General features: G+C 38.1%; 7 protein-coding genes and 2 tRNA genes. 6 read left to right on the top strand and 3 right to left on the bottom strand.

What is annotated here, in order from left to right; translation table 11 throughout:
- Nucleotides 1-677 (top strand): helix-turn-helix transcriptional regulator (locus PSI15_RS16610; RefSeq protein WP_273584504.1); only part of this gene is annotated, 677 nt, incomplete at its 5' end.
- 84 nt (nucleotides 678-761) lie between these two features.
- On the top strand, nucleotides 762-1,574 hold the full coding sequence (locus tag PSI15_RS16605) for a VOC family protein (protein WP_273584503.1): 813 nt from the start codon (nucleotides 762-764) through the stop codon (nucleotides 1,572-1,574).
- Nucleotides 1,575-1,650: 76 nt separating this feature from the next.
- Here the strand turns inward: PSI15_RS16605 and PSI15_RS16600 are convergent, their stop codons facing one another.
- Nucleotides 1,651-2,247, bottom strand: a complete 597-nt coding sequence (locus PSI15_RS16600) for a hypothetical protein (protein ID WP_273584502.1) — start codon at nucleotides 2,245-2,247, stop codon at nucleotides 1,651-1,653.
- A gap of 276 nt (nucleotides 2,248-2,523) precedes the next feature.
- Between PSI15_RS16600 and PSI15_RS16595 the strand changes: the two genes are divergently transcribed.
- Nucleotides 2,524-3,069: a DUF6622 family protein gene (locus tag PSI15_RS16595; RefSeq protein ID WP_443256108.1), complete on the top strand. Its 546-nt coding sequence runs from the start codon at nucleotides 2,524-2,526 to the stop codon at nucleotides 3,067-3,069.
- 838 nt (nucleotides 3,070-3,907) lie between these two features.
- On the top strand, nucleotides 3,908-5,065 hold the full coding sequence (locus PSI15_RS16590; protein WP_273584501.1) for an Ig-like domain-containing protein: 1,158 nt from the start codon (nucleotides 3,908-3,910) through the stop codon (nucleotides 5,063-5,065).
- Between the two features lie 61 nt (nucleotides 5,066-5,126).
- On the opposite strand, the gene PSI15_RS16585 is transcribed toward PSI15_RS16590, so the two are convergent.
- Both PSI15_RS16585 and PSI15_RS16580 read right to left on the bottom strand, forming a co-directional pair.
- A tRNA-Ser gene (locus PSI15_RS16585) sits at nucleotides 5,127-5,216 on the bottom strand.
- Nucleotides 5,217-5,297: 81 nt separating this feature from the next.
- Nucleotides 5,298-5,387: transfer RNA gene (locus tag PSI15_RS16580), tRNA-Ser, on the bottom strand.
- A gap of 315 nt (nucleotides 5,388-5,702) precedes the next feature.
- Between PSI15_RS16580 and ghrA the strand changes: the two genes are divergently transcribed.
- Together ghrA and PSI15_RS16570 are read left to right on the top strand one after the other, a co-directional pair.
- Complete coding sequence (gene ghrA, locus PSI15_RS16575; protein ID WP_273584500.1) at nucleotides 5,703-6,650, top strand: glyoxylate/hydroxypyruvate reductase GhrA; 948 nt, start codon at nucleotides 5,703-5,705, stop codon at nucleotides 6,648-6,650.
- Nucleotides 6,651-6,728: 78 nt separating this feature from the next.
- On the top strand, nucleotides 6,729-7,271 hold the full coding sequence (locus PSI15_RS16570) for a TorD/DmsD family molecular chaperone (RefSeq protein ID WP_273584499.1): 543 nt from the start codon (nucleotides 6,729-6,731) through the stop codon (nucleotides 7,269-7,271).
- The last annotated feature ends 207 nt before the right edge of the window (nucleotides 7,272-7,478 follow it).

The following is a 7,478-nucleotide window of genomic DNA, read 5'->3' as shown; positions in this document are numbered from 1 at the left end:
CACAGCGTTTATTAACCCTGATGGAAATATTGCGCAGCTATCATTTTCCCGTGCAGGGGAAAGTATTGGCGCAGAAGTTAAATATTAGTTTAAGAACACTTTACCGTGATATTGCAACTTTGCAGGCTCAAGGTGCAAGAATCGAAGGGGAAGCGGGGATAGGTTATGTTTTACGACCGGGATTTGTTTTACCGCCATTGATGCTGACACAAAATGAGATAGAAGCCTTGGCGTTAGGGGCGAGTTGGGTCGCCAGACGCGCCGATCCACAGTTAAAGGCATCAGCAAATAGTGCAATCAGTAAAATTGCGGCAGTGATCCCAACAGAACTTAGGCAATATCTTGAGACCAACTCATTATTAATTGGGCCAACAGCAACGAAAATTGAACCTTCGGTTGATATCCCGCGCATACGGCAAGCGATCAGTCATCGACATAAAATCACCTTTACTTATTTAGATCTGAAAAACAATCAATCAGCCAGAACAATCTGGCCATTTGCATTGGGATATTTTGACAATATCAGTATTGTCATTGGTTGGTGTGAATTAAGAAAAACATTTCGCCATTTCAGGTCGGACAGAATGAGCCATTTGAAGATAGAACAACAGTGTTATCCCCGTTCAAGACAGTCGTTGCTTAAAGAGTGGCGGGAAACGGAAAAAATACCGCATTAGCTACTGACAAAAACTGTCACATCGGCTTGCTATTTTGAGGGCTCTTAATGTGCTGAATCAACTATCTGGCTATTGGAGTTTTTTATGTTAAGCCTAACTTTTTCTACATCGATCAATGCAAAGCCATCTCAGATTTGGGCCCACTATATCGATTTTGGTTTGCGGAAAAAATGGGAGATTGACCTTGAGTATTTTGAATTCGAAGGCGAAGTGAAAACGGGGCAATATGGCAGGATGGTATTAAAGGGGATGCCGGAAATTCGTTTCTATCTTGCAAAGATTGAAGTCAATAAAGAATTTACTGATCAGGTTAAGCTGCCACAGATGGGAGTATTAACTTTTTGTCACCAAATTCTGACCGACGAAAGTGGTATGGCAAATGGTATTCAGGTGAGTGTTTCTTTTGCACCTGAAAACAATATTCCTCATGCTCAGGCTGTCAGTTTCTTTAAGCAAGTGACACAAGATCTGGTTGAAACACTTTCAAGGCTTAAGGCGGTGGTTGAAAAAACCGAGACAGAACAATCCGTTTCTGTGATTAAACCTAATCTTCAACTGATTTATGTCTCTGATATCGAATGTTCTACTGCCTTTTATGCCACTATTTTTAATGCTGAACCGATTTTTTCCAGCCCGCGTTATGTGGCCTTTGCTGCGGGTAAAGAAGCGATTTTTGCGATTTGGAATGGAAGTGTTAAGCCAGACAATGCCGTGCCACGGTTTTCTGAGATTGGCATTATGTTACCCTCCGGCGAAGAGGTCGATCAGCTTTTTGAGCAATGGCAACAGAATCCAAATATTGAAATTAAGCAGGAACCTTATACTGACGTTTTTGGCCGTACTTTTCTGGTAAAAGATCCTGATGGTCATATGATTCGAGTATGTCCTTTGGATTAAGGAAACATTAATCTTAATTATCTGAATCTATTATGCCTGATAATGATATTTCCTTGGCAAGAAAATTGATTTTGACTCAGGCATATTTATTTTTTAATTTATTAATAATTGCCGACAGCATTCTTTTGCGGATAAATCCACTGGTGGGTCTGATGATGAGCCAGTAAAGAGTAAATATTTTCTTAATGTTATCAGTGGTACAAAAAACGAATGTTTCCGTTACCAGTGAACGATAACCATCAAGATGTTCCTTAACGAAAAAGCGTAATACCAATTTGGCTGATTTATTGTCATCAAAGTGCATAAATGATTCCAGATTAGGTTGTTTTATAATACCTAAATCCGTTTGCCAAAATCGACCCGTCAATCCCATTGATATTTCATGGCTGTTTTCATTCAGTACGGTAAAGGTTATTAAACCAAATTCATGGTTTCTGACCTTTCTTTTTATTTTATTAAGTAAATAATCTGGTGTGTTTCTAATAGCCAACAAGGTTTTAATCAATAAATCATCAGGCGTTTCAAAGTCTTTTACAGCTTGAATTATTGCTTCTGAAGATACTTTGGTAGGTTTTGATTCATGAATTTCATAAAAATGAAAACAAGGGAGAAAGGGTGTTGGATGTTTCCATGTCTTATGTTCCTTGCTGTTGACTATTCCTAAAAATGTCACCGCATATCCCCTATATAGTGAGAAGAGAGAAGTTAATGGCAGGATCAAGTTACCATCGGCGACATTCTTCATATTTTTTGATAAATCGTCAAGAAAAAAGTCAGTGTGAAATGGAGGTGGTTTACATTTGGTATTATTTATGTATGTTACTTTTAATCTGGCCTGTCATTGGCAGTTGATATGAACAGAATGACTTCTTCATATCATAGTAAGAATCGATAGTTTCTTATCGCTTAATGGTGAGTAAACATGAGTGATGGTCTGTTTTATTAAAATATGAAGAGCTTAACGCTCGTTAAAATGGGAAATGATATGTCAATTTTAGCCATTATTAAAGGTACGCCTATCTGGGTTTGGATTTTATTCATTTTTCTGATTCAACGGGGTATCAAAGCGTTATATGACAGAGAAATGCGTCTTGATCGGCTGTTTTTTATGCCAATATTATTTTTTATATGGGCTATTTACAGTGTATTAAATGAAACGACATTCTCAGATTCAGCATTTTTAGCACTGATTGCAGGGATCATTGTGGGAGGAACTATCGGGTGGGGCTTATGGCGTAACCAACCAAGATTAAGAAAAAATAATGAAAATGGCCTAATCATCCGTTCGGGAACGCCTTTAACTTTGATTCTGATTGTTATTGTTTTTATCGTGAAGTTTGTTCTTTCTGCCATGATGAGTATTCACTCTGAGTTGTTATATTCTTTCAATTTTAATGTGATATTTGGATTTATCTGTGGTTTGACCGATGGTGTGTTTTGGGGCGGGACACTTAATTTATTTATTCCCTATTATAGAAATAACAAAAAAGCCTGACAGGTATGTGTCGTTTATGAGTGCCTGTTCTGCAACCGAATGAATTGTCTATCTCCCGATTTTTGTTGTTAATCTACTATTCTTGCCCATATGTTTTGATAAGGAGAAAAAATGTCAGTCTATTCATTTTCTGAGGTGATGGTCGCGATTGAGATTAGCCAACCGGGAGAACCTGATGTAAAGGCAATATTGCCAAGGAATTACGTGAAAAAGTTTAGTCTTTATTGGTGCTAGGGAAGGGATAATCAGCGGATTTTGTTTTATGATCTGCAACTTGAAGTTCATAAGGCATAATTAGTTGTTTTTTTTGAAAATTTTAATTATTAGAGTTCGGTAAATAAACGTGTAAAAATAATCCATAATAAAAAGCTATCAACTGATAATTTTTTATCATTGGCTTTTTGTTTTCATATGGTTAATCTAAGGGGCAGGATATCAAATTTATCTTAAGCTCAATAATATTGAGTTGCTATCTTATGAGCTTTATATTCACAATGTGAAAGTAAATCAATATAGTACCACTTGGTTGATATAAATAATATGAATCAAAGCACAGGGTGATAAAATGTTAGATAAAAAATAAAGTGGATAAAAGATCCATGTTAAATATAATGTCAAAGCAAAAATTGATTCCTGTTTTATTATGTAAAATTAAATCATTAAAAGTAGTTATTTGTTATTGTTTGATACAAATAAAAAAGAGATGAAATTAGTTTGCATATTAAAATTCAAGAAATCTGTTTCTATGATTTTACTATTAGTATAAGCGGTATTTTTATCTAATTTATTAGAAATACTATTGTCTTCGTCGTTCCTCTTACATTTTGGGTAAAATAATATGACTATTTCAGTGAAATTTTTTCAATCTTATGATCTCTTTCAAGGAAGGCCAGCTACTAATATTAAGTTTTTAGCTTATGACGAATTTATTGCATTGGATAAGTTAGAGTTAATTGTTGAATGTTCATTAGGTAGCTTTATCATTAATGGTCAGGAGTCAGGCCAAAAAAAACTATCTTGTCAGACAGATGGCACAGGAGAAGCCTCTGTCTCGATCGTAGGTCCGGCTGGTGCTGGTGATGGTCAGTTGACTGTTTTTCTTCAGGAGACTGGTAGACAAATTGCTGTACAACCCTATCATTTCGGGACTACGGCACATTACTCACTTAATTTTAATGTAATTAATGACCATGCAGTGGCGGATGGTGTGCAGAGTAATAAGGTTAAGGCGATCCTTACAGGAACAGGTTCAGGGATAAATATTGCCAATCGTAAGTTAGATCTAAGTGTTACAGGCTCGGCATCTTTTGAGAAAGGGAGTCAAGTTCAAGCGACTTCTGTTACTACTGATACATCAGGAAATGCAACTTTTGAACTTTATGATACTAATAAAGAGGGTGAAACGGTAACGTTAACGGGTTTCCTGGATGCCAACAAAACAGTTCACGCAATCGAACAAATTCATTTTCAGTGTAATCTGGATTGTGAAAATTCTCCTTCTGCCGATGGAAAGTATATTAGAACGGTTTTTACTTATTCCATTAATAATCAACAGTATCTTTTCCGTCAACATAAGAGTGATCATCTGGTAACGGTACATAAATTTGTGTCAGGTGGAAAGATAGGAGAGCAAATATCTACAGGACAAAAATGGACAAATTTCTATGAATTAATATTTCCTTTTGCTCTTGGGGAAGAGCAGTATATTTTCGGATTAGCCAAGAGTTTTATTAATAAATCACAAAGTACGCCTAAATCTTATTGGATGATTGCGAAAATCGATGAAAAAGGACATAAAGAGATTGTAGAAAGTGGTTATTGGGATAGTCATTACGATGTAGGATTTGTATATGTTACTGGTAGTGATCAATTTATTTATCTCCAGAGTAAAGACAAAGATGGTAATGGGATGTGTCCTTATATTATACGAGAAATTTTACCAAATGGAGAAATGGGGGAAATAACAGATAAAGGTAGTTGGGATAAGTTCTGCTAAGTTATATTTTCCTTTTTTCTATAAAAAAGCCCGAACATCAGTTCGGGCTTTCCCATAAAAATGGCGGTGAGGGAGGGATTCGAACCCTCGATACGTTTTCACGTATACACACTTTCCAGGCGTGCTCCTTCAGCCTCTCGGACACCTCACCGTGTTTTGTTGCACTTAACTATTTTCATAGTTAAGAAATAAAAAAAGCCTGAGCGTTTTGTTCAGGCTCTTTCATCGAATATGGCGGTGAGGGAGGGATTCGAACCCTCGATACGTTTTCACGTATACACACTTTCCAGGCGTGCTCCTTCAGCCTCTCGGACACCTCACCATATTTTGTTATTGCAGTAAATTTCTTTTGGCTTCATCGCTGCAACGGGGCGCTACTATAGGGAAAAGCAGGGCAGGCGTCAACAGGCTTATGACGATTTTTTCAGGCTTTTTGACCAATTAGACAAATAAAAAACAATTTGTGTGCTCAGTAATCGGTTTCGAGAGTAAAAGATGGCTTTTGTTGCAATAAATCACAGCAAATTTGTTAACCAGATAACATTATCAATATTTTCATTCCTCTCTTTCTACCAGAGGCTTGCAACCGTTCAGCAATAAGTTAACTCTATTAAAAAACAAAAAGGAATGAAATTTTATGAACATCATTTTCTTTCACCCTGCCTCTCATTTTAATTCTGATAAATGGATCCAAGGAATACAAACCAGATTACCCGAAGCGAATGTCCGGCAATGGGTGAGTGGTGATAATGCGCCTGCTGATTATGCTTTAGTTTGGTTACCGTCCTATGAAATGCTGGCTAACCGCCAGGATATCAAAGGCATATTTTCGCTTGGTGCGGGAGTGGATGCCATCCTTAATCAAGAATTGGAAAATCCGGGTACGTTACCGGAAGCGATCCCATTAATACGTCTTGAAGATGCCGGAATGGCTCGGCAAATGCAGGAATATGTGGTTTCCTCCGTTTTATACTACTTCCGCCGCATGGACGAATATAAACAATATCAAGAACAGCGTCTTTGGCATCCCATGCCTCCCTATAATCGAAAGGAGTTTGTTATTGGTGTCTTGGGAGCGGGGGTTTTGGGACGTAGCGTGATTGAAAAATTGCGGGAATTTGATTTTAGTGTTCGCTGCTGGAGCCGAACGCCAAAACAAATTGATCATGTCGAGAGTTTTTATGGGAAAGCGCAGTTAGGCGATTTTCTTTCTGAATGCAAGGTGTTGATTAATATCCTGCCGGATACCCCAGAAACACGGGGTCTTTTAAATCTTTCATTATTTCAGCAAGTAAAACCGGGTTCCTATGTGATCAATATTGCCCGCGGTGCCCAACTCGTGGAACAAGATTTGCTGATTGCCATTGATAAAGGTTATGTTGCCGGTGCTACGCTTGATGTCTTTGTTGAAGAACCCTTATCAAATCTTCACCCCTTCTGGACTCATCCGCGTATCAATATCACGCCACATATTGCGGCAAAAACGATGCCTGATGAAGCGATGGATATCATTTGTGAAAATATCCGGCGAATCGAAAAAGGTGAATCCCCCAGCGGCCTCGTTGATATGACCCTCGGTTATTAAGTTACTTTACAGCAAGGCAGGCAATTAGGGACAATAACGTGATTCACTATTTAGATAAGTTATTGGGGGGATAAAACTATGAACGAATTTTCTATTGTTTGCCGCATATTGGGAACATTGTTTAACCGGGCACCACAAGATCCTGTTTTGCAACCCGTGATCACCATGATTGCGGAGGGAAAATTGAAACCATTATGGCCGTTGGAGCAGGATGTATTGTTGGACAGGTTACAGCAACACAGTGAATTATCGGTGATTGAAGCGGATTATCATGCCTTATTTACCGGCGAGTTTGCGAGCGTTGCAGTCTGCCGCTCTGATTATACCGATAAGGATGAAAGCGAGGTCCGTCAGTTTTTAGTGGAGCGGGGTATGCCTCTGTCTGATGCGCCTGCTGATCAATTTGGCGCGTTATTGTTGGCCGCATCTTGGTTGGAAGATCAGGCGGCGGAAGATGAAGTGCAGGCACAAATTAAGTTGTTTGATGAGTACTTATTGCCTTGGTGCGGGCAATTTCTCGGTAAAGTTGAAGCTCATGCAACGAGTGGTTTTTATCGGACACTGGCGGTAATGACCCGAGAAGCCTTGCAGGCGTTACGTGAAGAATTGGATACTGATTAAATAAACCCATCAGTCTATCTATCAATCGATAACAATCGGTTAATATGGGATAAAAAATAAGGGCAGGTTATTTAATGATCTGCCCTTATTACTGTATTGATAATCATGTATCCAAATATAATGAGTGTATAGTTGCTTTTAAATTCTGTACTCACTGTACACCTTATGTATCAATTTGTTTTTCTATTAGGGTACTATCTGAAATTT

The organism is Xenorhabdus sp. PR6a (assembly GCF_028599065.1).
In the GTDB taxonomy this organism is placed as follows: domain Bacteria; phylum Pseudomonadota; class Gammaproteobacteria; order Enterobacterales; family Enterobacteriaceae; genus Xenorhabdus; species Xenorhabdus doucetiae.
This window is presented reverse-complemented; position numbering and strand designations above follow the sequence as displayed.